The 23,988-nt window shown below is 42.9% G+C and carries 27 protein-coding genes and 1 pseudogene; 20 read left to right on the top strand and 8 right to left on the bottom strand.

Going from position 1 to position 23,988, the window contains the following annotated elements:
• Positions 1 to 157: 157 nt before the first annotated feature.
• From ACTHPA_RS08245 to ACTHPA_RS08225, 5 genes are all read left to right on the top strand, one after another.
• The gene (locus ACTHPA_RS08245; protein ID WP_440499692.1) at positions 158 to 1,747 is read left to right on the top strand and encodes a hypothetical protein; all 1,590 of its coding nucleotides are present in this window, start codon (positions 158 to 160) and stop codon (positions 1,745 to 1,747) included.
• Positions 1,748 to 1,765: 18 nt separating this feature from the next.
• The gene (locus ACTHPA_RS08240; RefSeq protein ID WP_440499691.1) at positions 1,766 to 2,989 is read left to right on the top strand and encodes an ABC transporter permease; all 1,224 of its coding nucleotides are present in this window, start codon (positions 1,766 to 1,768) and stop codon (positions 2,987 to 2,989) included.
• Positions 2,986 to 4,116 (top strand): ABC transporter permease, encoded by a 1,131-nt coding sequence (locus ACTHPA_RS08235; RefSeq protein ID WP_440499690.1) that lies wholly within the window; start codon positions 2,986 to 2,988, stop codon positions 4,114 to 4,116. Before ACTHPA_RS08240 ends, ACTHPA_RS08235 begins: the two co-directional genes overlap by 4 nt.
• Before the next feature lies 1 nt (position 4,117).
• Complete coding sequence (locus ACTHPA_RS08230; protein ID WP_440500088.1) at positions 4,118 to 4,783, top strand: ABC transporter ATP-binding protein; 666 nt, start codon at positions 4,118 to 4,120, stop codon at positions 4,781 to 4,783.
• Positions 4,784 to 4,846: 63 nt separating this feature from the next.
• Positions 4,847 to 5,428, top strand: coding sequence for an ElyC/SanA/YdcF family protein (locus ACTHPA_RS08225; RefSeq protein WP_440499689.1), 582 nt, complete (start codon positions 4,847 to 4,849; stop codon positions 5,426 to 5,428).
• A gap of 119 nt (positions 5,429 to 5,547) precedes the next feature.
• Here ACTHPA_RS08225 and ACTHPA_RS08220 read toward each other — a convergent pair whose 3' ends face one another.
• A complete protein-coding gene (locus tag ACTHPA_RS08220; RefSeq protein ID WP_440499688.1) occupies positions 5,548 to 6,342 on the bottom strand; it encodes a histidinol-phosphatase HisJ family protein in 795 nt (264 codons plus the stop codon).
• Positions 6,343 to 6,449: 107 nt separating this feature from the next.
• Here ACTHPA_RS08220 and ACTHPA_RS08215 point away from each other — a divergent pair, with 107 nt between their 5' ends.
• The 10 genes from ACTHPA_RS08215 (at position 6,450) to rlmN (ending at position 14,529) form a co-directional block, all read left to right on the top strand.
• On the top strand, positions 6,450 to 7,412 hold the full coding sequence (locus ACTHPA_RS08215; RefSeq protein ID WP_440499687.1) for an ATP phosphoribosyltransferase regulatory subunit: 963 nt from the start codon (positions 6,450 to 6,452) through the stop codon (positions 7,410 to 7,412).
• A gap of 13 nt (positions 7,413 to 7,425) precedes the next feature.
• Complete coding sequence (gene hisG, locus ACTHPA_RS08210; RefSeq protein WP_440499686.1) at positions 7,426 to 8,061, top strand: ATP phosphoribosyltransferase; 636 nt, start codon at positions 7,426 to 7,428, stop codon at positions 8,059 to 8,061.
• Positions 8,058 to 9,338, top strand: a complete 1,281-nt coding sequence (gene hisD, locus ACTHPA_RS08205; RefSeq protein ID WP_440499685.1) for a histidinol dehydrogenase — start codon at positions 8,058 to 8,060, stop codon at positions 9,336 to 9,338. The genes hisG and hisD overlap by 4 nt, the downstream gene beginning before the upstream one ends.
• Positions 9,335 to 9,919 carry an imidazoleglycerol-phosphate dehydratase HisB gene (gene hisB, locus ACTHPA_RS08200; RefSeq protein WP_440499684.1) on the top strand — a complete coding sequence of 195 codons (585 nt, stop codon included), beginning with the start codon at positions 9,335 to 9,337 and terminating at the stop codon, positions 9,917 to 9,919. The genes hisD and hisB overlap by 4 nt, the downstream gene beginning before the upstream one ends.
• Positions 9,920 to 9,932: 13 nt before the next feature.
• On the top strand, positions 9,933 to 10,649 hold the full coding sequence (gene hisA / locus ACTHPA_RS08195; RefSeq protein ID WP_440499683.1) for a 1-(5-phosphoribosyl)-5-[(5-phosphoribosylamino)methylideneamino]imidazole-4-carboxamide isomerase: 717 nt from the start codon (positions 9,933 to 9,935) through the stop codon (positions 10,647 to 10,649).
• On the top strand, positions 10,646 to 11,407 hold the full coding sequence (gene hisF / locus ACTHPA_RS08190) for an imidazole glycerol phosphate synthase subunit HisF (protein WP_440499682.1): 762 nt from the start codon (positions 10,646 to 10,648) through the stop codon (positions 11,405 to 11,407). Before hisA ends, hisF begins: the two co-directional genes overlap by 4 nt.
• Positions 11,407 to 12,045 (top strand): bifunctional phosphoribosyl-AMP cyclohydrolase/phosphoribosyl-ATP diphosphatase HisIE, encoded by a 639-nt coding sequence (gene hisIE, locus ACTHPA_RS08185; RefSeq protein WP_440499681.1) that lies wholly within the window; start codon positions 11,407 to 11,409, stop codon positions 12,043 to 12,045. Before hisF ends, hisIE begins: the two co-directional genes overlap by 1 nt.
• Positions 12,038 to 13,102 carry a histidinol-phosphate transaminase gene (hisC, locus tag ACTHPA_RS08180; protein ID WP_440499680.1) on the top strand — a complete coding sequence of 355 codons (1,065 nt, stop codon included), beginning with the start codon at positions 12,038 to 12,040 and terminating at the stop codon, positions 13,100 to 13,102. Before hisIE ends, hisC begins: the two co-directional genes overlap by 8 nt.
• A gap of 80 nt (positions 13,103 to 13,182) precedes the next feature.
• Positions 13,183 to 13,362, top strand: a complete 180-nt coding sequence (locus tag ACTHPA_RS08175; protein WP_440499679.1) for a hypothetical protein — start codon at positions 13,183 to 13,185, stop codon at positions 13,360 to 13,362.
• A 99-nt stretch (positions 13,363 to 13,461) separates the two neighbouring features.
• Entirely contained in the window at positions 13,462 to 14,529 is a 1,068-nt protein-coding gene (gene rlmN / locus ACTHPA_RS08170; RefSeq protein WP_440499678.1) for a 23S rRNA (adenine(2503)-C(2))-methyltransferase RlmN, read from the top strand.
• A 58-nt stretch (positions 14,530 to 14,587) separates the two neighbouring features.
• Here the strand turns inward: rlmN and ACTHPA_RS08165 are convergent, their stop codons facing one another.
• The 7 genes from ACTHPA_RS08165 to ACTHPA_RS08135 form a co-directional block, all read right to left on the bottom strand.
• Entirely contained in the window at positions 14,588 to 16,009 is a 1,422-nt protein-coding gene (locus ACTHPA_RS08165) for a tyrosine phenol-lyase (RefSeq protein ID WP_440499677.1), read from the bottom strand.
• Between the two features lie 132 nt (positions 16,010 to 16,141).
• Positions 16,142 to 16,513, bottom strand: coding sequence for a hypothetical protein (locus tag ACTHPA_RS08160; RefSeq protein WP_440499676.1), 372 nt, complete (start codon positions 16,511 to 16,513; stop codon positions 16,142 to 16,144).
• Positions 16,514 to 16,652: 139 nt separating this feature from the next.
• On the bottom strand, positions 16,653 to 16,973 hold the full coding sequence (locus ACTHPA_RS08155) for a general stress protein (RefSeq protein ID WP_440499675.1): 321 nt from the start codon (positions 16,971 to 16,973) through the stop codon (positions 16,653 to 16,655).
• Between the two features lie 78 nt (positions 16,974 to 17,051).
• Positions 17,052 to 17,351, bottom strand: a complete 300-nt coding sequence (locus tag ACTHPA_RS08150; protein WP_440499674.1) for a hypothetical protein — start codon at positions 17,349 to 17,351, stop codon at positions 17,052 to 17,054.
• A 72-nt stretch (positions 17,352 to 17,423) separates the two neighbouring features.
• Positions 17,424 to 17,993: an SCO family protein gene (locus ACTHPA_RS08145; protein WP_440499673.1), complete on the bottom strand. Its 570-nt coding sequence runs from the start codon at positions 17,991 to 17,993 to the stop codon at positions 17,424 to 17,426.
• Positions 17,990 to 19,402, bottom strand: a complete 1,413-nt coding sequence (locus ACTHPA_RS08140) for a sensor histidine kinase (RefSeq protein WP_440499672.1) — start codon at positions 19,400 to 19,402, stop codon at positions 17,990 to 17,992. The genes ACTHPA_RS08145 and ACTHPA_RS08140 overlap by 4 nt, the downstream gene beginning before the upstream one ends.
• Positions 19,402 to 20,079, bottom strand: a complete 678-nt coding sequence (locus ACTHPA_RS08135; RefSeq protein WP_440499671.1) for a response regulator transcription factor — start codon at positions 20,077 to 20,079, stop codon at positions 19,402 to 19,404. Before ACTHPA_RS08135 ends, ACTHPA_RS08140 begins: the two co-directional genes overlap by 1 nt.
• A gap of 161 nt (positions 20,080 to 20,240) precedes the next feature.
• Between ACTHPA_RS08135 and ACTHPA_RS08130 the strand changes: the two genes are divergently transcribed.
• The 5 genes and pseudogenes from ACTHPA_RS08130 to ACTHPA_RS08110 form a co-directional block, all read left to right on the top strand.
• Positions 20,241 to 20,990, top strand: coding sequence for a FixH family protein (locus ACTHPA_RS08130; RefSeq protein ID WP_440499670.1), 750 nt, complete (start codon positions 20,241 to 20,243; stop codon positions 20,988 to 20,990).
• Positions 20,991 to 21,135: 145 nt separating this feature from the next.
• Complete coding sequence (locus tag ACTHPA_RS08125; RefSeq protein ID WP_440499669.1) at positions 21,136 to 21,468, top strand: ASCH domain-containing protein; 333 nt, start codon at positions 21,136 to 21,138, stop codon at positions 21,466 to 21,468.
• A 6-nt stretch (positions 21,469 to 21,474) separates the two neighbouring features.
• A complete protein-coding gene (locus tag ACTHPA_RS08120; RefSeq protein ID WP_440499668.1) occupies positions 21,475 to 21,915 on the top strand; it encodes a hypothetical protein in 441 nt (146 codons plus the stop codon).
• Positions 21,916 to 22,048: 133 nt separating this feature from the next.
• On the top strand, positions 22,049 to 22,897 hold the full coding sequence (locus ACTHPA_RS08115; RefSeq protein ID WP_440499667.1) for a GNAT family N-acetyltransferase: 849 nt from the start codon (positions 22,049 to 22,051) through the stop codon (positions 22,895 to 22,897).
• Between the two features lie 461 nt (positions 22,898 to 23,358).
• Positions 23,359 to 23,622 (top strand): annotated as a pseudogene (locus ACTHPA_RS08110) (transposase); the annotation flags it as partial.
• Between the last annotated feature and the right edge of the window lie 366 nt (positions 23,623 to 23,988).

Genomic DNA, 23,988 nt, shown 5'->3' with positions numbered 1-23,988 from the left:
TATTTTGTGTATAGGAAATATTTACTAAACTTGTTGACTAGCTAATAATAATCAATTTACGAATTAAGGAACATTTATCCTTTTTTTGTAGTAGAATTTCTATGATGCATGAGATTACCAATCTTTGAAAGTTATTTACGACAGGGAGGAAGTTTGGGTGGAGAATGTACAAGAAACGAAAGTGAAAAGGAAGTCGCCCGCACTATTGATTGCCGTGCTGACAGCCGTGCTTGTAATAGGTGTCGGATCGGTTTCCGCATTCTTTCTTTTAAACAAGTCACCAAAAGTGAAATACTTGCTAGCTGAAACGAAAACGTTTACGCAAATGGGAGACCTTTTCCAAGAACGCTATCAAAATGAGTTTGACTGGATGGATGTTCAGAAGAAAAAGCCAGTAGAAACGACCCAAGATCTTACCTTTGAATGGAATGATCCAAACGCAGACTATGATATGGTCGAAATGCAAAGAATTCTTAACAACACGACGTTTACAATGAAACAAACAAAGGATCCTGTGAAGAAAGAATGGGAAATGGATTTCAGCGGGAAATTCGGCTCCGTTTCTTCAGAAATTGTGACATTTTATTTTACACCTGAAAAGTTGATGGCAGCAATGCCATTCACTGATAAAGTTCTATTTTTCATGGATGAAGACTTCGGTAAAATGATGAAGGAAGCGGACGCTTTTTATGAAGGTCCGGAAAAGCTTGGTTTATCCCGTATATTCGAAGAACAATTTTCTATGGATGGAGAATTCCAAAAGTACGTGAATGAGGAATATATGGAATACCTTTACCACGAGTTGCCTGAAGAGGCATTTACAAGTGAAAAAGAAAAAATTGAAGTGTTCGGCGAGAAGATAAAAACAGAAAAAGTGGCAATGAAACTTTCAGAAGAGCAAGTTAAAACTTTGCTTATAGATCTATTTAAGAAAGCGCGCGATGATGAGAAGCTGAAGGCGCTTTTGAAGGAGCAGATCGCATTTTCAACGATGACTGACGATGTATCTGATCAGCAACTTACCGATATGATTACTGATTTTGAGGATTCATTAGATGAAGCTGTCAATGAAGTGAATGGGTGGCATATTCCAAATGGTCTTGAATCGACCATCTGGCATAAATCGAACAGCATTGTAAAGCGGGAATTTGCTATGTCGTTAGGAGTTAATGAGGATGAAATATCCTCATTAAAAATTGCAGGTGTCCAATCCTTAGAGAAATCCGGTCAAAAATGGGATTATTCATTCACAGGAAAAGACTCTTATACGCAAGAAGACGAGACCGTCAAATTCACAGGCAACTTAACATGGAAAGACGGAAAATCGGACGATACATTGACATTGACTTTGCCAGATGCCGATGCCACGTATAAAGGTAAAGAAGAATTGGATGGAAAAAAACGTACATTCAATCGCGAGTTCTCTATTTCGGACGGAAGCTTTTCTCCTAGACTCGTTTGGAGCGGTACAGCAGAACATGAAAAAGATTCAATGAAGGCGGATCATGAATTCACAATTATCGACCCGTCTGGAGCTATTTCCACATCAGACATTTACCTTCGGCTAAAACAAGAAGCGAAAATTGCGAAGAAAGTGGATATGCCCGATGACTCTGACAACCTCGTTGATGTTGGTAATATGAGTAGTGACGAGTTGGATGAACTTGGAAATGATTTGTCTGCAGAATTCGAGAAATGGGTAATGGATCTGATGGGCGACCTCCAAAGTGAGCTTGAAAACTTCTGATGATTGGAAGTGAGCTGTTTGCAATCGATACGAAGGATATTATTTTTTACGAATGAAAACCTGAAACAGTTGAAGAAGAAGCGGGCAACCCTTCTTCTTCTTTTTCTATTTCCAATAGTGTTAATTGGAATGTTGGTCGGCCTTGCGGCGGGTCTTATCATACCGGCTGAGAACTCTCCGATCCGTGTTGCGTTAATTGACGAAGATCAGACGAAGGAATCGAAGCTGATCAGCACATTGTTGACGGAAACGGCTAACGAACAGGCGTACATTGAAGTCTTTCAGGCATCGGAAGAAGAAGCCGAGCTGATGATTGAAAAAAATGAGATTAGCACTGCTTTTTCATTGCCGAAAAATTTCACTGACGACCTTTATGACGGGGAATCTGTAACAATCCCGATGGTCGGAAATCCGTCAAGACCGATTGACAGTTTCATTGCAAAGCAGCTTGTCGATAGTTTGGCACGCTACATTGCTGCCGCCCAGGCGAATATTTTAGTTATCAACGACTATGCAAAAGAAACTTCGATGCCCCGTGATGAGCGGATGGAAATGATGTTTGATCAATTCGTTGATTTTACGCTTTTTACATTAGGCAAAGATAAGATTTTAGATGAAGAAGTATTGAAGAATTCGGCAACAATGTCGCCGATGCATTACTTTGTGCTGTCAGGCTGGTTCATTGTCTTCTCAGTATGGCTATTGTCCTTTTACACTGTACTTGAAAAGGAAGAGTCGAAAGCGATGGCAACGAGGCTGAAATTATTCGGCGTTAGCGTTGGCCAGCGGGTTGCAGGAAGGCTGATCATTTCGCTAGTTACAAGTTCATTGCTCGCAGGATTTGCTTTTTACATTATGATTAAAACTATTCAAGTTGAGTTTTATGCTGTCGATATGATGCGTTTTAGTTTATTTTCATTGTTGTATGCTTTTATCCTTCTTTGCGGCATTGCAATGATCGATGTTTTGCTGCCATTACAGAAGATAGTTCTTTTTGTTCAATGCGCATTTGTTTTCGGCGTTGTCATAGTGAGTGGTGCATTAATTCCTACTTTGTATTTTCCGCAAGTTTTTCAAGAGTGGCTTCCTTATTTGTTCTCGCCGAGTGCACTTGGATGGATGATAGATCTTGTACTGGAAGGGCGTAATTATGCGGATTTCACTTCATTAGCAATTTATGCGCTCATTGCATGCATCACCTTATGGCTGTCACTCAGCTGGAAAGAAAGGTGGAGCAGATGAATCGACTACCCGCTCAATTTTTCAGATTGAAAAAGGAATGGAAAAATGTAATCTGTTGGCTGTTTGCCCCACTTTTACTGACCGTGTTCGTTATGAAGACATTTGGCATATTGCAAGACGAATCGAAAGTTCCGGTTGCGCTCATCGTTGAAGATTCTTCTTCGTTGGCAAAGCAGTTGGCTGAAGAAATAGAGAAAAACGAAATGTTGTCCGTTCAATATATAGAGCTTGACAATGCCCTTCATAAGTTGGCGCAACATGAGCTTGACAGTGTTTTCGTCATCCGGGAAGGGTACGGCGAATCTGTATTGGCGAATCGGCGGAACGGTTTGATTGAAGCTTATTCTTCCAATCGATCCTTTGCTTATCCAGCGATTTCAGAAACGATTATGTCTCTTGCCCAACAAGATATATCGAGGTCAAAAGCAGCAGGGGTCATTCAACAACTGTTCAAAGATTATGGAATGGAAGATCAATGGGATTATGAAGAGATCATTCAAAAGAGCATAGAGAAACAGCAGAATGAAAGTCTCCTCCACACAAGTTTTTCATATGGCAAACAAACGGGACAACTGAATGAAAAGCCGATGGAGCTCTTGAACAGCAAAGCAGTTTGGGCGTTTTTCACAATTATCTCTGCCTTTTTCCTTTTCGATTGGATGATTAAGGAAAGCAGGCCTTCAATGCGAATGAGATGGTTATACACGTCTACTTCGTTTAAAAGCCATGCAGTACGTATGTTGGGTTTGTATTCATTAATGACGATTTTATCTGACGTGCTTGCTATGTTTGTTTTCCACTTTGTATTGCAGGAGACGGTCACTTTATCTTTTATCCTCCCGATGCTCGCATTTAGGGTGACGTTAAATCTGTTCGCCTTTTTGCTTGCGGTCGTCTACCGTCAGTTGTTTATGTACTACCTAACGGGAATTGCCGCAGCACTTTTATTGACCGTAACGGGAGGGGCTATCGTACCACTCGACGCTCTATCGAGAAGATGGGAATGGATCGAGATTCTCAGTCCAGTACGCTCATTAATGACTACGACGATACCCATTGGCTGGCTTGTGTTGTTGATGTTGCTATTGGCTGCATGGATGGTGAAAGGGGGAAAACGAATTGCTTGAAGTGAAAGGTGTCCAAAAACGATACAAAAGGAAAACTGTGCTGAAAGATGTTTCTTTTCAAATGAATGAAGGCGAAATAGTCGGACTGGTTGGCGAGAATGGAGCCGGAAAATCGACATTATTGCAAATTTTAGCGACGGCAATGGAACCTTCCGCTGGCGAATTGCGTTTAGATGGTAAGCGATATGAGGACGATTTCAAGAAATTGCGGCAAATCATCGGCTATGTGCCCCAAGATATTTCGGTTTGGGAAGAGTACACAGTCGAAGAGAATATGCGTTTTTTTGAGAAGCTTTCATGGAAAAGGAGAACGCTTGAAGAATGCAGGAAGCTCTGTCTTGACATGCAGCTGACACAATGGAAGGAACCGGTCCATTCACTGTCTGGAGGAATGAAGCGCAAGCTCAACTTGGCTATTAGCCTACTGCATGACCCGATTCTTCTTTTGTTGGACGAACCGACAGTCGGGATTGATTTAAAGTCAAAAACGGAGATTGGGAATTATTTGTTGAACTTAGCCAGGGACGAAAGAAAAATGATTCTTTACACGTCCCACGACATGGATGAAATTACGAATGTATGCGACCGTGTCTATTCAATCGGAGATGATCCCTTTTATCCATCCTTGCTTACGGAACGCGGCATTGGCGTCGAAAGGTTATCCTGAAGGAACTTGCCATTTTTTCAGCGGCCCCCTCATATACTAAAATTGACTTGAATAGGTGATCAAGTGAAGAAAAAAAAGAAATTGGGGATGACGATAGGAATTGCAGCGATTTTACTCGGGTTAGGAACTTGGTTCTGGTTAGGTAAATGGATGACAGATGGACAGAAACCAATGGCGAATGGATCAAATGAATATGCTATCATTCTTGGTGCTAAAGTGAACGGAGAGGCACCTTCGCTTACTTTGCGCTTTCGGTTGGAAGAAGCGTTAGCCTATGCAGAATCATATCCTGATGTGAAGTTCATTTTATCGGGAGGGCAAGGGCCGGACGAGGACATTGCCGAAGGGGAAGCGATGCGGCGGTATTTGACAGAGAATGGTGTGAAGGAAGATCGGTTGCTCCTCGAAACCGAGTCGACATCGACGTATGAAAATATCCTTTTTTCTAAGAAGCTGCTGCCAGAAGAAGTGAATGAAATAACGATTATCACAAGCGACTTCCATCTTGCGAGAGCAAGGATGATTGCAGAAAGTTTCAATCTTAAAACAGATGCTTTGCCAGCCAAAACACCGAAATCCGTAGAAGCGCGACATCACGTTAGGGAAAGACTCGCACTTATTAAGACGGTTGTTGTAGGAAAATAAAAAAAAGCAAACAGCCCGCGTCTCATGCGGGCTGTTTTGCGTTCAAAGCGTGGCTCGCGCTCAAGACTCAGCTTTGCGCTCAAGAAAAGGAATCCGCGCTCAAGACTTCTACCTCTCGCTCAAAGTTTTTCAATCGAATGGAAACTCGGCTTTAATCCATCAAACGTTGAAATATATCGGAAACCGATCGACCGCAACAGCTCGAGTGACTCCTTGAAGTCGAAAGCGATATCTTCCGGCTTATGTGCATCCGATCCAATTGTGATGATCTCTCCGCCACATTCCTTATAAAGCCTCAAAACATCATCACTCGGCAATCCGTTCGGCAATCCATATCGCACTCCGGATGTATTCAACTCAATCCCTTTACCTGCAGGAATAATTACGTTAAAGATTTCACGCAACACATCATGGAAGTCATTTTCGACTACCTTAGGGGCATACCGTTTAATCAAATCAACATGTCCTAAAATGGAATAGTTCGTATAGTTTTTCACGCAATGCAACAATTCAGTGTAATACTTCAAAGACGCTTCCTCTACCGTAATCCCCTTAAAGAGATCTCCATAATGCAACCCTTTTCGCGCAACCGTATGCATCGAGCAAATAATGAAATCAAATGATTCCTCATTCAGCATTTCGTCATAACGTCCCAATAAATGCGGCTGCACACCAATTTCGACACCTTTCTTAATGCGAATATGCCCGTCATACAGCCCCCGCAATTCATCGATCCGCTTACTGTATTTCTTTTTGTCGAAATCAAATTCAATTGAATCATCGGGATAATCATAATCAATATGTTCCGTGAAGCAAATTTCTACAAGGCCTTTTGAAATTGCTCCCTTCACCATTTCTTCCATGTCTACATTACAATCTCCTGAAAATGAACTATGCATATGGTAATCAAACATTTAAAAAATTCCCCCTATCTGTTGACAAATAAGAAATATAGTTTTATAGTACGTTATAACTTTAACGAGGTAAAGTGATAAAGTGAATGTAAAAAGGTGGTTGGCAAATGATTCCGAATTTGACTGAAGATGAAAAGTTTGATCAAGTCACGAGCGTATTAAGCAAACGTTTTTCCACTCACGGGTTCCATCGAGTCAGGACACCGGCATTTGAAAGATACGACCTTTATTCCAAAGTGACGAGCTCGGTGAACAGGAAAGAGATGGTGAAAATAGTCGATCCTGCTGGGGATGTACTTGTCCTCAGACCGGATGTGACGATTCCGATTACACAGGAATTGTCTCATTCTGAAACCAAACTGACAAGTGAACGACGCTTTTATTATATACAGGAAGTGTTTCGGCGGTCATCCGATCCGACTGAAAAAATTGAAAGGACACAATCGGGTATTGAATATTTTTGCGAAGGGTCACCAGAAGTTGATGCAGAAACGATTGTTTTGGCCTTACAAACGATGAAGGATTTGAAGTTCCAAGATATCAAAATTGAAATTGGTCATACCGCTTTTTTTCAAGAAATGATTGCAAAGCTACCGTTGACCGAATTGCAGCTAGATCAGTTGAAGGCATTGATTCAAGCGAAGAACAGTGTTGAAATTGAACCGTTACTGAAAAATGTAGATGCAGATCCAGAAATGAAATATGCCATCATGCAAATTCCACACCTCTACGGAAAGCCGGAAGATGTCTTGCGTCGTGCAAAGGAAATATCTACAACTCTTCGAATGGAAGAAACACTTTCATATGTTGGGGAGGTTTGTAGGAGGTTATGTGCACAAGGCTTTGAAGAGCAAATCGTCATAGATTTCGGGTTGATCAATCGAATGGACTATTACTCAGGCATCCTATTCCAAGGGTATGTAGGGCATTTTGGCAAGCCGGTGCTAATGGGCGGAAGATATGATCGTTTAGGCCATGAATTTGGAGCTGATTTGCCGGCGATTGGCTTCGCTTGTGAAATCGAATCATTGTTAAAGGCTTCCGATAATCAAAAATTGTTGAACGGATAGGAGGGAATGAAAGATGGATACGATAACAATTGCAATGGCAAAAGGGAGGATCGCAAACGAGGCGCTTTCCTTATTGGAAAATTCGGGAGTCCTATTTTCGGACTTTGATGAAAAAAGCAGGAAACTCATCTTCACAGACAACGGACGGAGCATCAAGCTGATCTTCGTCAAAGCAGTCGATGTTCCGACGTATGTTGAGCTCGGAGCGGCGGATATCGGGGTCATTGGTAAAGATGTCGTACTGGAAGACCCGAAAGATGTATATGAACTATTGGATCTAGGAATCGGAAAATGCAAACTAGCGGTTGCGGGCTTTCCAGGCGAAAAAATGATAGATAAACCGAAGCTCACTGTAGCATCGAAATATCCGAATCTGGCAAAAATGCATTTCGAACAAAAAGGCCTCCGTACCGAAATCATCAAGTTGAATGGATCGGTAGAATTAGCGCCGCTTTTAGGTTTAGCAGATTGCATCGTCGATATTGTCGAAACTGGGGCAACGTTGAAAGAAAATGGATTAGTTGTTCTAGAGACGATTCGAGAAGTGAGCGCAAGATTGATTGTGAATAAAGCAAGCTATGCGATGAAGACAGAGCGGATACAACAATTCATAGCTGGTGTAAAGAAAGGTTTGGAGGTGTATTCATGAAAATTGTCACCGCGGCCGACTATACGGTGGAAATTAAAAAGCGGAACAAACAATCAACTGATTTGGAATTGGATAGGAAAGCGCTCGCAATCATAAATGACGTCCGCTTGTATGGAGACGCGGCAATACATACGTACACGGAGCGGTTTGACGGTGTAAAACTAGAAAGCCTAATTGTTACGGATGACGAATTCGATGAAGCATACACGCTCGTCTCCCAAAGTTTCATTGCTTCTCTAATGAAAGCGAAACAAAGAATCACTGACTTTCATGAAGAACAACGGGAACGTTCATGGTTCATCCGACAAGAAAAAGGAATTTTACTCGGTCAGCAAGTGTCCCCGATTGAAAAGGTTGGCATCTACGTGCCTGGTGGGAAGGCATCCTATCCGTCAACTGTTCTCATGAATGCTATTCCTGCAACAATCGCAGGGGTCGATCAAATTGCTATCACGACTCCGCCGCAGCCAGACGGGAAAGTGAATCCATATGTGCTTGTAGCGGCGAAAGAGTGCGGTGTCGATATTGTCTATAAAGTGGGCGGCGCGCAGGCAATAGCCGCATTGGCCTATGGGACGGAATCGATCGGGCAAGTAATGAAAATAACTGGTCCCGGCAACGCTTATGTAGCTAGGGCGAAGAAATGGGTATTCGGTGACGTTGCAATCGATATGATCGCAGGTCCGAGTGAGATTTGTGTTTTGGCGGATGAAACGGCAAACCCTGTGTTTGTGGCGGCAGATCTGCTGTCTCAAGCGGAGCATGACGAAAGGGCAGCCGCCATTTGTGTGACGACTAGCGAACAGTTTGCAGGCAAGCTTGTGGCAGAAGTCGAAATCCAGTTGTCTAAATTAGAACGGGTGGACATTGCAAGTCGGTCCATAAACGATTTTGGCAGAATCATCATTGTTGATTCGCTGGAGGAAGCGATTGGCGTCGTGAATGAAATTGCACCGGAGCATTTGCAGATCATGGTGGAAAATCCGATGGAACAACTGCCGTATATCCGAAATGCGGGTGCTATTTTTCTAGGATCGTTTTCACCGGAAGCATTGGGTGATTATATAGCGGGACCGAATCATACATTGCCGACTAGCGGAACTGCCGCATTCTCGTCACCGTTAGGCGTTTATGACTTTCTTAAAAAATCGAGCATAATTCAATACACAGAGGAAGCGTTCAAGGCAGTGGCGGATGACATCATCGTTATGGCGGAAGCGGAGCAATTGACGGGACACGCCGAATCGATCCGACTGCGGAAGGGGGAAGCGGAATGAGAAGCTGCGAAATCTCAAGGAACACTGCGGAAACGGTAATTGATCTTGAGTTTGCGATCGATGGAACAGGTAATACGGATATACGGACAGGTGTCGGCTTTCTAGACCATATGCTGACATTATTCGCGAAACATGGCAGATTTGACTTGATAGTCGAATGTAATGGTGATCTCGCCGTCGATCAGCATCATACAGTCGAAGATATAGGCATTGTACTTGGGCAGGCGTTCAACCGGTGCATCGGAAAAAAGGAAGGTATCGAACGGTATTCGATGGTGTCGACTCCGATGGATGAGGCACTTTCAACTGTATCACTCGACATAAGCGGGCGCTCTTTTCTCGTTTATAACGTAGACGGACTGAAAGATAAAGTAGGGGAATTCGATACTGAATTGGTAGAGGAATTTTTCCTCGCGTTCACGAGACATGCCGATGTAACATTGCATATCAATTTGCAATATGGAAAGAACAGCCATCATATTATCGAATCGGTTTTTAAAAGTTTTGGAAGGGCTTTGCGTATTGCGAGTTCCATAAATCCTGAAATAGAAGGGATTCCATCGACAAAAGGCATTTTATAAGGGGGGGTCGTCAATGATTTTATTTCCGGCAATTGATATTAGAGGGGGCAAATGCGTTCGTCTCATACAAGGCGATTACGCACAAGAAACCGTTTATCATGAAATGCCTTCGGAAGTGGCGAAAGATTGGGAAAGGCAAGGGGCCGAGTACATACACGTCGTCGATTTGGATGGCGCAAAGACCGGTGATTCGTTGAATAAGGAAGCGATCGCGCAAATAGCGAATGCTGTTAAAATCCCTGTACAAGTCGGCGGAGGGATACGGACGATGGAAACGATCGATTCACATATTGCAAACGGCGTCAGCAGGGTTATTATCGGGACGGCAGCCATTCAGAATCCTGGGTTTGTCGTAGAAGCGGTTACTAAATATGACGATAAAATCGCAGTGTCAATTGATGCGCGAAATGGATTTGTCGCAACAGACGGATGGACGGAAACGACTGATGTTAAAGCGGTCAAGTTGCTGCGATGGCTTGAGGAAATTGGCGTCAAAACGGTCGTTTATACCGACATTATGAAAGACGGCATGCTGCAAGGTCCGAATTTCGACGAGTTATATGTGGTGAACAAAGCATCCGACATAAACATCATTGCATCCGGTGGTGTATCAACCAATCGTGACATCGTGAAATTAAATATGATGGATCTGTATGGCGCTATTATTGGAAAAGCATTGTATGAAGGAAATCTATCCTTAGAAACAGCATTGGAGGCGGTGGGAAAATGAAAAAACGAATTATACCATGCATGGACGTTGATAACCGGAAAGTCGTGAAAGGGAAAAAATTCTTAGATGTTCAAGAGGTGGCAGATCCGCTTGAACTCGCAAAAAAATATGTCGCGGATGGTGCGGATGAGCTCGTTTTTTATGATATATCTGCCTCTACGAAAAACCGGGGAATGTTCCTTGATTTGATCGAAGAAATTGCAAAAGAAGTCCCGATTCCATTCATCGTCGGTGGTGGAATTCGGACAATCGAAGATATTGAAAAAATCCTCAGCATCGGCGGGGATAAAGTTTCTATTAATAGTGCTGCATTGGTGAACCCTGAGTTGATTCGAGAAGCAGCTAGTAAATTCGGTTCCGAACGAGTTATGCTTTCGATGGATGTAAAGAAGACCGGTCCTCGAAAATGGTCCGTCTTTGCAAAGGGTGGCATGGAAGAAACGGAAATCGATGCAATTGAATGGGCGATAAAAGGCGAGCAATTGGGCGCAGGTGAACTCGTCGTCAATAGCATCGACGGAGATGGCGTAAAAGAAGGTTATGATATTGAACTTTATAGAGTGTTAGCTGATGCCGTTACTATACCGATCGTTGCAAGCGGTGGGGCGGGCAAACTGGAAGATTTTGCAGAAGTATTGACGGAAGGGAAAGCGGGCGCAGCCCTTGCAGCTTCCGTATTCCACTTCGAAGAAATTAATATAGGGGAATTGAAGACGTATTTGGAAGAACAAAAACAAGTTGTTAGGAATGAATCATAATGAATATCGATGAACTTAGATTTGATGAAAACGGTTTGATTCCTGCTATCGTTCAGAATGAGACGACAGGTGAAGTGCTCATGCTCGCATACATGAACCGGAAATCCATTCAAAAGACGCTTGAAACGAAAGAGACTTGGTTTTACAGCCGTTCCAGGCAGGAACTTTGGAATAAAGGAGCAACTTCCGGCAATCGCCAAATCGTTAAACGTCTATCAGTCGACTGCGATCAAGATGCAATCCTCTTGCATGTGGAGCCGGTAGGACCCGCTTGCCATACGGGTGAAACGACCTGCTTCTATACAAATGGATTTGAAGAAGATCGTTCAGTGCGTACAGTCGTTCATGAAATCGTAGACGAAATCAAGGAACGCCGGGTACACCCGATTGAAGGCTCTTACACTTCGTATCTATTCCGAGAAGGGGTAGACAAAGTGTTGAAAAAGATTGGGGAAGAATCGACGGAAGTCGTCATCGGCGCCAAAAATCAGGACAAGGACGAATTGACGAACGAACTTGCTGATTTGACGTATCACACACTTGTTCTCATGGAGCTATTGGACGTTTCAATCGATGATGTGAAGTCGACTTTAAAAAACAGAAGGCCACATTTAAACAAGAGGTCCCAAGATGAATAAGTTTTGGAGTGAAATCGCGAAACGGGCCGAGCCATATGTACCGGGTGAACAATTGAATGAGCCAGATATCATTAAGTTGAATACAAATGAAAACCCTTATCCACCAAGCCCGCTTGTTAAAGAAGCGATATTGGAGCAATTGGAAGGTCAACTACGATTATACCCATCTCCGACAGCAGACAGCTTACGCCTTGCCATTGCAGAAACTTACGGAGTTTCGAAGGACGAAGTGTTTATTGGGAACGGGTCGGATGAAGTGCTCGCTTTTTCATTCATGGCTTTCTTCCATCCAGACAATCCGATCCGCTTTCCGAACATCACGTATAGCTTCTATCCTGTATACGCCAAACTGTTCAACATTCCATATGAGCCCATTCGTGTAAATGAAGACTTCACGATCCCTGCAGAATCTTTCTTCAACTCGGAAGGCGGTGTCATCCTTCCAAATCCGAATGCACCGACAAGTCTTTATATGGAACTTTCAACAATTGAATCAATTGTAGTGAATAACCCTGAATCGGTCGTCATCATCGATGAGGCGTATATCGATTTCGCAACCGCATCTGCTGTGGAGCTAGTGAAGTCATATGACAATCTGCTCATCATCCAGACGACATCAAAATCCCGGTCGCTTGCAGGCATGCGCGTCGGCTATGCGATCGGCCATCCCGATCTAATTCAGGCGCTCGTGCGTATCAAGGATTCCATCAACTCGTATACGGTCGACAGGCTTGCAATCTCCGGGGCGACGGCAGCATTTAAAGATCAGGAGTATTTCGATTCAACTATTAAGCAAATCAAGGAGACGCGGAATCGTTTTACAGCAGCATTGAAGAAAATGGGATTCCATGTTCTCCCGTCACAGGCAAATTTCATTTTTGCCTCCCACACGGAAAGGGCAGCGTCAGAGTTATATGTACAGTTAAAAAAAGAAGGGATTCTCGTGCGCCATTTCAATCAGCCCGACATCAATAACTATTTGCGCATATCAATCGGAACAGATGAACAGATGAATTGTCTGCTAAAGAAACTAGAAGAGATTCTAACCCTAGTTTGATAATAGGATGGCAATGCAGGATAGGGAACTGTTATACTGTAGTCAAATGGAATGTTTTGCACGAAGGGGGAGCCTCCAGTTTGACGACACCAAAATTTATTGATATTGCACTAATCATCTTCTTAGGTTATTTTGCAATTGATCGTTTCATAAAAGGACAGACGGGTATCGCCATCTTCTTCACGGTCTTGGCGGTAATGAATGTATTTGTTCTCGTGATGAAAATAAAACAGGATAAAAATAGAACGAATGAATCATAATAAGAAAAGCTGACATTGTAAAATGCAGCTTTTTTCTTCTGTTTTTGTAACTATTATGGTATAATGACTGAATGCAAATCTGAGAAGTGAGGAATTGACATGAAAAAATCAATTTACGGCTTGACGTTGGATCAATTGACAACTTGGCTAGTCGAAAATGGTCAAAAGAAATTCCGTGCTGCACAAGTATGGGACTGGCTTTACAAAAAGCGTGTCACAAACTTTGCAGATATGTCGAATATAAATAAAGAATGTGTTCAATTAATGGAAGAGAACTTTGTAATAGAGACGCTTGAACAGTCGGTGAAGCAAGTTTCAAACGATGGAACGATTAAATTCCTTTTCAAAATGCAAGACGGGAACTTGATTGAAACCGTTCTAATGAAGTTTCCATATGGGTTCTCGGTATGTGTGACGACGCAAGTCGGATGCAATATCGGCTGCAGTTTCTGCGCAAGCGGTTTATTGCGTAAAAACAGGGATTTGGATGCCGGGGAAATCGTCGGGCAAATTATGAAAGTGCAACAGCATCTTGACGAAGTAGGCAATGGAGAACGTGTCAGTCACATTGTTGTTATGGGAATCGGTGAACCGTTCGATAACTATGTAAATTTGATGAACTTCTTACGTGTCATCAATGACCAAAAAGGCTTATCGATTGGTGCTCGACACATTACTGTTTCAACGAGCGGTTTGACACCGAAAATCCGCGAGTTTGCAGAAGAAAACATCCAAATCAATTTGGCTGTTTCCCTTCATGCGCCGAACAATGATTTACGGACGAGTATTATGAAAATCAACAAAGCGTACCCGATTGAAAAGCTTATGGACGCAATCGATTATTATTTGGAAACGACAAACCGCCGGATCACTTTCGAATACATCCTATTGGATGACGTGAACGATCACGTAACGGAAGCAGAGCAATTGGCAAAATTGCTTTATAACAAACGACATTTGTCGTACGTCAACCTCATCCCGTACAACCCGGTCGATGAGCACGGACAATACCAACGAAGCAAACCTGAAGCAATCAAATCATTCCACGACACATTGAAAAAACGCGGCATCAATTGCGGAGTCCGCTGGGAACAAGGTTCGGACATCGATGCAGCCTGCGGACAATTGCGAAGCAAGCAAATCAAGAAAGAAAAAGTTGCGAAATAAATACAAAAAAACGCATGCTCAAAATGGCATGCGTTTTTGTTTTGATCAAAGGCTTCATTCACACATTAATTTTCTTATTCTCTTCACTAATCAACTCTCCATTTTCTGCTAACGGAGCAAAACGTGCATTAAAGAAGCGGAGCGTCGGTGGCTCGTAAACCATGCTTAATCCGCAGATTGCTTCCCTTTTCTCATATAACGCCAATATGGAATCGACAACAACATCCATATGATTATTCGTATACACTCTTCGTGGAATCGTTAGCCTTACCAACTCAAGGTTCGGCCGATTGTGCTCGCCCGTCTTGCTATCCCGTCCTGCTGAAACAATGCCGCGTTCCATGCTGCGAACTCCGGAATCCAAATAAAGGGCAGCGGCAAGCGCTTGTGCAGGGAATTCTTCCTGTTTCAAATGAGGAAGGAAAGCGCGTGCATCCAAAAATACCGCATGGCCGCCAATCGGTTGCACGACCGGAATGCCAGCATCTATTAGTTGTTGTCCAAGATATCTCACTTGGCCAATCCGATGCTCGATATAATGATCATCGACTGCCTCTCGGATACCGATCGCCATAGCTTCCATGTCACGGCCAGCCATTCCGCCGTAGGAAGGCATCCCTTCATAGACGACAACGAGCTCGCGCGACCGGATATACAGATCCTCATCATTCATCGCAAGAAATCCACCAATATTTACAAGGCAATCCTTTTTACCGCTCATCGTACAACCGTCGGAATATGACATCATTTCTTTTAATATATCCGCAACAGTGCGGTCCGCGTACCCATGCTCACGCTCTTTAATGAAGTAAGCGTTTTCAACACAGCGTGTCGCATCGAGCATGACGTCGATATTGTGTGACTGGCACAGCTCATATACTTCTTTCATATTTTGCATACTGACAGGCTGGCCGCCCGCAAGATTTACCGTCACCGCAAGACAGACGTAAGGGATCTTGTCAGCACCGACTTGTTGAATCAAGTTGCGCAGTTTATCCAAATCAACATTCCCTTTGAAAGGCAGGTCGATGGAAGGATCATGCGCTTCGTCGATGATGATGTCGACAAACGTAGCACCGTTCATCTCCTGGTGCGCACGCGTCGTCGTAAAATACATATTGCCTGGAACGTAGTCACCTTCTTTAATTTTCAGCTGCGACAAGATATTCTCAGCGCCCCTACCCTGATGCGTCGGCAAAACGTATCGATAGCCGTAAACATCCCGGACTGCTTGCTCCAATCGCTTCCAGCTTTTACTCCCAGCATACGCTTCATCGCCTGTCATGAGCGCTCCCCATTGCGCATCACTCATCGCCGTCGTTCCGCTGTCCGTCAGCAAATCGATGTACACATCATCGGAGTCAATTAAAAACGTATTGTATCCGGCGCGTTCGAGAGACTGTTTGCGTTCCTCGTAAGAGAGCATGGAAAGCGTCTCCACACTTTTAATCTTATAAGGTTCAGCAGTTCTTCTTTTCAATAAAAACATCCCCTTTTGAAAATTTTCTCCCCACTTTACTATATCCCTTGCAATTCTACTATTCAATCAATTCACAAAAGTTTACAATAAAAAGCCGCCATACATATATATGTGGCGGCCATTTGATAAATCCTATTCCTTTAATTTTCTGATTCCTATAACGATGAACTGCACAATGATGCCAAGCCCAAATCCGAACGTCGTAATGATGAATAGGGAAAGGACGCCGATTAAATCGCCAAACCCGCTTTTATCCATCAGGAAGCTCCTGAAAAACTCAGCAAATCCTAAAAGGAGGGCAGCCATGAAAATCCTGAAGGCAATTTTCAATTTATAGAAGAGCAAGGTCGATGCTAGAATACCGACAATTAAACTGAATACCCCGAACGTCAAGTAATTCTTCACGACCAATTCCGTCCCTAAAATCGTTCGAATCCCTAAAATAAGAAGAACGAAGGAAGTCAGACCTGTAAAAAAACCTATTTTCCATAACTTTTTATCCAATGAATTGCACCCGCTTTCAGTACATATCATAACGGAAAAAGGGAGCGAAGTGTAGAGTATAGATGCGGAAAAAAGCGGCTGCTCCTCCCTGAAAGGGAAGGAAACAGCCGCCAAGGCTACTATTATGTTGTAACGACGTTTATTTCTTCGCAATCAATACGAGTTTTCCATGATCGAGCTCTTTCTCCGCATCAGCTGCGTCCTCTGCCGTCAATCCTGCAGCCTCCATCTTGCTGCGGAGTTCATCTCCTCGGGATGTGAACATGTTTTTCATACTGTCGAGGAATCCTTGTTCCTTCATACCGACTGATTCTGTTTCAAGTGCATCTGTAATGTCTGCAGTTCTTTTTTTATCATGAGCAAAGATATAAATATCATCATGTGTATATCCTTGCGTCTCCAATTGCTCAATTTCTTTTTTAGCCTGTACTGCATTCTCGACGATTTTTTTTACTACCATAAGAAAATTACCTCCCAATTGTATTTGTTCTATCTATACCTCACATAGGACAAATTAAAACAAAGGGAAGTTCATATTTTAATAAGCAAAGGGATCCCCTTTAAGACGCTTATATGATTTGATGAATTCATTAGGATTTTCGTTCACACCAAATGTGTAAACTCCGCGGTTCGTATGGAGATAGAAAAGTCCAGTGCCATTCGAAAATGGACGGTACGAGACGTCATGGACATGCTCCAGCGAAAAAGTATTGTCAGAAGAAGTAATCGATTCTTCGTATAAGAAAAGTTTTCGATCCATCTGTCGGTGCTTTTGCTCAAACCAATCGATTGAACGCTCGATGATGAAATAATTTAATGAAGAGATAGATTCTTTCAAGCAGATGCCTCCCAAGGGAATGATATGCATCTATGCTACCAGTTTTACGCTTTGCCGCCAATCAATCCGGTATCATTTGACAAGGCGCTTCACTTCATCGAGAATCTGTTCCTCAAATGACTCTTGCATATAACTGTATTCATTCACAATATATCCTTTTTGATCAATAATATAAAAATTCGATCCGTGGATGAACTGGCCTGACGCATCCGGCTTTTGTACAATTGTTTGAAATTGATTCAACGCGATCTTTTCAATCGCTTCCTGAGAATAGCCCGTCAATAAATGCCAATTCGATTCGTCTGCCGAGAACTGTCCGATATACTCCTTCAAAACTTGAGGAGTATCGCTGTCCGGATCGACCGTGAACGTGACGAATTCCACTTCAACGTCTTCTTCCTTGAATGTTGTTTGCAAGTCGGACATTTTACGCGTCATCGGGGTACAAACAGTTTTGCAATTCGTGAAAATAAAATCCGCAATCCACACTTTTTCGGCAAGTTGATCAGTACCGAATGGCTTCCCATTTTGATCGGTAAATGAGAAAGAGGCAACTTTTCTGCCCGATTTGTTAGGTTCGCTGCAAGCGGACAAAAGAAGTATTGCAATGAAAAGAACGGACAGCATTTTACTTGTTTTCATTGTTCATCCCCATCTTCCATTTTATTCACAAAACGGACAGTAACAGTAGTTCCCGTGGCAGTATCGCTATGAATCGAAAAAGTGCCTCCATGAAGCCGGGTGATCTCCTTCACAATCGATAGACCGAGTCCCGACCCTCCAGTCGTCCGGTTCCTCGCTTTGTCAGTACGGAAGAAACGTTCTCCGATCCTGTTAATATCTTCTTTTGGAATAACAATTCCTTCATTAGTCACTTTGAAAGAGACAATTTCTCCTTCACTTTTCAACTGAATGCCGAGCTTTCCGCGATCGAATGAATATTTCACTGCATTGTCTATAATATTGTAAAAGACTTGTTGGATTCTTTTTGGGTCTCCAACCAATATAAGGTCTTCTTCAATATCGACTTGCAGATCCAATCTTTTTTCAGTGATGAGGATGTTAAATAAATCAAGCGTGTCCAAAATGATTTGAGCAATGACAATCGGCTCTTCAGCGAGTACGTATAACTCTTCCTGCAGATGATTCAACTCAATGAGGTCATTGATCAATTTATTCAAACGAACGGTTTCTTTTTCAATCGTCGTCAAATAGCTTTCTGCTTCTTCAGGCGATGAATAAATTTTTTCCTTCAACACATGCGTGTAGCCGCCAATATACGTCAAAGGCGTCCGCAATTCATGGACAAGGTTTGACGTAAATTCTTTTTTTCGTTTTTCCTGCTCTTCCAAAGAAAGACTCATTGAGTTGAATGCTTTTGCCAATTGTCCAATTTCATCTTCGCGGTCAGTTTCAATCCTGCTGCTATAGTTTCCTTTCGAAACTTCCACCGAAAGACGTTGGAGCTCTTGCAATGGTCTGAACAGAGATTGCCATGTACGGTTGAGACCGAGAAATAAAATGAAAAAGAACAATGTACCGACGATAACGAGTAGAGGAATGCTCTCCCGAAACACGTCTTGAATGGCTGCGAGAGGGACATATATATAGATGAAACCGATTAGCCCTGTTTCGCCCTTTATTGGAAAAATCGCTCCAAGAATTTCACGGTCCAGTTCCTCGACATATCCCTTTTTCATAATATAGGCGCCTTTATTCAACCTTGCCCGTTCTTCATTGCCGATAAGATTTTCATAATTAATCTTATAAGGGAAATATGATGAAAAGTCATCTAAATTGTCGACGACAATCACTTCGTATTCGGAAACGATATTATACCATTGGATTTTTTCAATGATTTCATCGCCCAACTCGCCATAATGGTAATGGGATGTAGTCCGCTTACCTTGATAAACGATTGATTCCTCAATACTTGATAGGTAAAGCTGAGAATAGAGGAAGTGAATGAAGAAAAAAGAAAAAAGAATCGTGAAAGCAAGGCTAGCTACAAGGATAATTAATATCTTTTTGCTCAATGTGAGCTTTTTCATCATTTCACCTCAAGCTTATATCCGATGCCCCATACCGTTTCAATCATGTTGCCTGCTTCGCCTAATTTCAATCGCAACGTTTTAATATGCGTATCGATCGTCCGGTCAGTACTTTGGTGATGATCTCCCCAAACGATGCTCAAGATCTGTTCCCTCGTATAAACACGGCCGGGTTTTTTAGCAAGTGTCTCCAGGATGCCGAACTCTTTCACAGTCAATGAAACCGGTTCGTTATCTAAAGTGACCTTATGCGCAAGGTGATCGATAACGATCGGACCGACTGTCAATACTCGTGACAAAATTTGGTGCTGATACGATCTTCTTAACACCGATTCAACCCTTGCAATGAGTTCGCCAGGCATGAACGGCTTGACGATATAATCGTCTCCACCGATCTTTAAGCCTTCCACCTTGTCCCATTCTTCACCTCTGGCGGATAAAAAGATGATTGGGATATTGGTCGTTCGTTTCAATTCTTTCGCAAACTCGAATCCATTCATATACGGCATCATGACATCGACAATGCATAAGTGAGGCTGCAGCTTGTACACTTTTGTCAAAGCATCCATGCCGTCTGTCGCTTCCTCAACAATATAGCCTTCCGGGGTAAGGAAAGTGCGTACTAAATTTCTCATTTGTTGTTCATCATCTATTATTAAAATCGTATATGGATTCATCAAAATATCCTCATTTCGCACATATAATCAATTATAATATACTTGTCAGTTGTGAAATACTTATGAATAGGTCTGCTTCATAATTACTTCGTAATTACTTGATAATATCATACTAGGTTACATATGTTTTGCAAAAGTAGAAACGACGGAGGTATTAACTGATGAGAAAGAAATACAAACTGTTTGGCCTGATCATCGGATTAAGTATGTTGGCTGCCTGCGGAAAAGAAGCGGTTGACGGATCGGCGGTAGAAGTGCTCCCGTTGGAAGTGGAGCTGACAGTGACTGAACAGGCGCAAGTCGGTGATACTGTTAATATGAAAGCACTCGTCACATACGGAGACGAAAAAGTGGATGATGCCGATAAAGTCGTCTATGAAGTATGGGAAGAAGGAAAGAAAGATGACTCGGTCATGATCGACTCTGTTAATGAAAAGGATGGAACTTATACAGCGGAAACAACATTTGACCATGATGGCCTATTCCACATCCAAGTACACGTAGATGCGAGAAATTTGCACACGATGCCTGTGAAGCAAGTGACAATTGGTGCAGGAGCGGAAGCACAAGCTGAAGATGAGGAGCATAGCCACGGACATGATCATGGGCATGCAGAAGGATTCGCACTCCATTTTGTGAAACCAGAAAATGCAGTTGCTGGTGAAGAGACGGAATTGATGACTCACTTGCAAATCGATGGAGAGCCCCTTGAAAAAGCGAATGTCCGATATGAAATTTCAAGCGACGTCCTTGGAGAAAAGCATCTTTGGATTGATGCAGAGGAAACAGAAAAAGGCGAATATATTGCGGATTACTCTTTCGAAGAAAAAGGTACGTACACAGCGAAAATTCACGTGAAAAATAGTGAAGGCTTGCATGAGCATGAGGAATTTACATTTGAAGTGAAATAAGATAGTTCCCGATCGTCCAACTGTATTGTTTGTGACTGTATCGTGAATTCTTATTTAGGACCACAAAGTTTACGATTGTTACTTATGGATTTACCGATTGAGAATCGATATGATAGAGGTAGATACAGAAGAGGAGCGATGTAGTATGAATGAATTACCGGAAAAAACATGCTCAGTTGAACGACTTGTTACAATCCCTGCAGATGTCGAAAAAGTATTGAACGGCGAAAAAACAGCAACGAGAAGAAATGGTGTCTACGCGTATCCGGATGAAATCATGGTGTTGGACGGAAAAGAGTTCAAAGTTGATAAGCTATATAAGCAAACACTTGGTGAAATGACGGATGAGCATGCTAAACAAGAAGGATTCGCAAATTTGGAAGAGTATAAGCAATCTATACTTGCCTTACATCCGAAAATGCCGTGGATTCCGACAATGAGCGTATGGGTACACGAATTCAGCCCAGTCGCTAAGTAAGATGTCATGAAGTTCATGTATGGGACAATGGTATTTGTCCACGTCGTCTCCGCAGTCCTTGCCATCGGTCCATTATTTTTATTGATGCCGACGATCAAAAGGCTGCGGAACGTCGATCTACCAACTGAGAATGCATACTTGACGATCATCAAAGTTATTATTAGGTTAGTCATGCATGCCGGTCATGTACTCGTCGTATCAGGTGCATTACTGTTGCTGATGGGTCCATGGCCTTGGTTCACTTCTTGGGTGATTGCAACACTTGCCATCTTGCTCATTTCTGGTGTATTCCTTTCAAGTGGATTTACAAAGGTGCTGAAAAGATACCATCTTCCTGACAGCAATAAAGGGGAAATCCTGACTGTCTTGACGAAGACGTCTTGGGTCTACATCGGATTGATGCTCATCATGCTTTGGCTCATGGTGCAAAAACCAATGCTCTGGTAATTTGAGTAATAGACTACATAAAACGAGGACAAGCAGCGTTTGCATGCATGTCCTTTTTAATTTCTCAAAAAAAGTATCGTGACAATTCGATTTTTTACATATATAATGCTCAAAAAGAAATGGGGAGATTTGGATGAAGATTGTTCAATACGAGGATTCCATGCAATTTGCGGAAGTGGCGGAACCAATCATAGCAAAAAATGAGGATGTGTTCAGCCTTTTCTTCGGCGTACTACAAGCGATAAAGGCGGGGAAGTATGCAGATCCGTACATGGCTGCCGTGATGGAAGGGGAAGATGTACTTGCGCTAATGCAGATGACACCTCCGCATCCATTGAATCTTGTTTTAGTGGGTGAGAGCAGGAAGGATGAAGTGATTGATTTGATCGTACGGGAATTGCGTGGAAATTCGATTGCTGTTCCATCTGTCATCAGTTTGAAGCAATGGGCGAAATCTTTTGCAAATGCGTGGGAGAATGAAACAGGGGAGACGCAAAAACTGCTCATGGACCAAGGGCTGTATCGGTTGGATGAAGTTGAAGAGACTCTCGAAATGAGTCCCGGAAGCTGGAAATACGCTACAGATGCAGATGCTCCGCTCATTGAAAAATGGTTTGCGTTGTTTGAGGAAGATACGAATTTGGACAGAACATCACCGGATATCATTCGAGAAAAGGTGTCTGCATTTTTAGAGGCTCGAGAAGTTTTCCTTTGGGAAGACGAAGGGAAAGTTGTCTCAATGATGAAGAAATCAAGACCAACTACAAACAGTGTCACTGTCTCTCTTGTCTTTACACCGAAGGAGGAGAGGAAGAAGGGGTATGCCCGAACGATGGTTGCACAAGGTTCGAAGGAACTTTTAAAGGAATATGAATTCTGCGTGCTCTATACAGATATGATGAATCCGACATCGAATAAAATTTATAAGGAAATCGGATACAAGCATATTGCCGATTCTATTCATATCGGATTTGAGAAGTAAGGAAGCTTATTAGACTTACGGGGTGAGATAAAGCTAGTAAAAAAACGCTCAATGTGAGCGTTTCAGCCTGTTGACAAACGCTCGCATCCGTTGTTGCTCGTCTCGCTCGTCCGCTCATGAACTTTAGTTCTATTCGCGTCTTCGCTCGACTTCGCGCCTAGGCTGGCAAGCGTTTTCAATCAGGCTGAGGAAATTCCTGCCCATTGCCACTTGCCTTAAAAAAGACTGTAGACAAACACCAGGAATTTTTGGTGTTTGCCCACAGTCTTTTTTCTTTTAATATAGAAGTAAGACTAGAAGAGTTGATTTCCGCTACGAACGGACGCTTTCCGCGGGCACGGCTTCAGCCGCTTCCCTCGCTGCGCTCAGTCCAGGGTCTTCAGCTCGTGCTGTTCCCGCAGGAGGCGCCGTTCTTCGCTCCAATCAACGGAGCGTTCTATAAAATGAATGAGGTGATAGATATGATGACGAAAAATCAAATCAATGAACGCGGACAATTAGAAATGTTGACCATTGAACAGTTGGTTCCACAAGACCATCTTGTTCGTAAGTTAGATGCGGCAATTGATTTTTCCTTTATCTATCCATTGGTTGAAAACCTTTATTCGACAATAGGAAGACCTAGTATCGATCCAGTGGTACTTATCAAGATGACTTTTATCCAATATACCTTCGGCATACGATCCATGCGCCAAACCATCAAAGAGATTGAAACGAACATGGCATGCTATGGACAACCCTAAAGGGTCTTAAAAAATTGTCCATGCAGGCGATGCTAACTTTTGCTGCCATAAATTTGAAGAAGCTGGCAAGTTGGACGTGGAGAGCGCTGGCTATGAAGGCTGAATTGATGCCCCTGTCCCAAGGGATCTCCAGTTGATTGGAGTGCAGGGCGGCGACTCCTGGGGGATCAGCGCAGCGTGAAGACCCCGCAGGAGCCGTTACGAAGAACGGCTTTTGCGACCAAAAGCGAAGCGTTGGGAGCACATCCGAGGAGGCTGAGGGCAAGCCCCCCGGAAACATACTAACATTAGTAGCACAAACCAAGGCCATGGTTTGTGCTACTATTTTTTATGTAGAAGTGAAGGGAA

Origin of the sequence: Sporosarcina sp. SAFN-015, assembly GCF_051966875.1 — a bacterium.
Lineage (GTDB): Bacteria > Bacillota > Bacilli > Bacillales_A > Planococcaceae > Sporosarcina.
The sequence above is the reverse complement of the archived record's forward strand: the minus strand, read 5'-3'. Positions and strand labels throughout refer to the sequence as shown.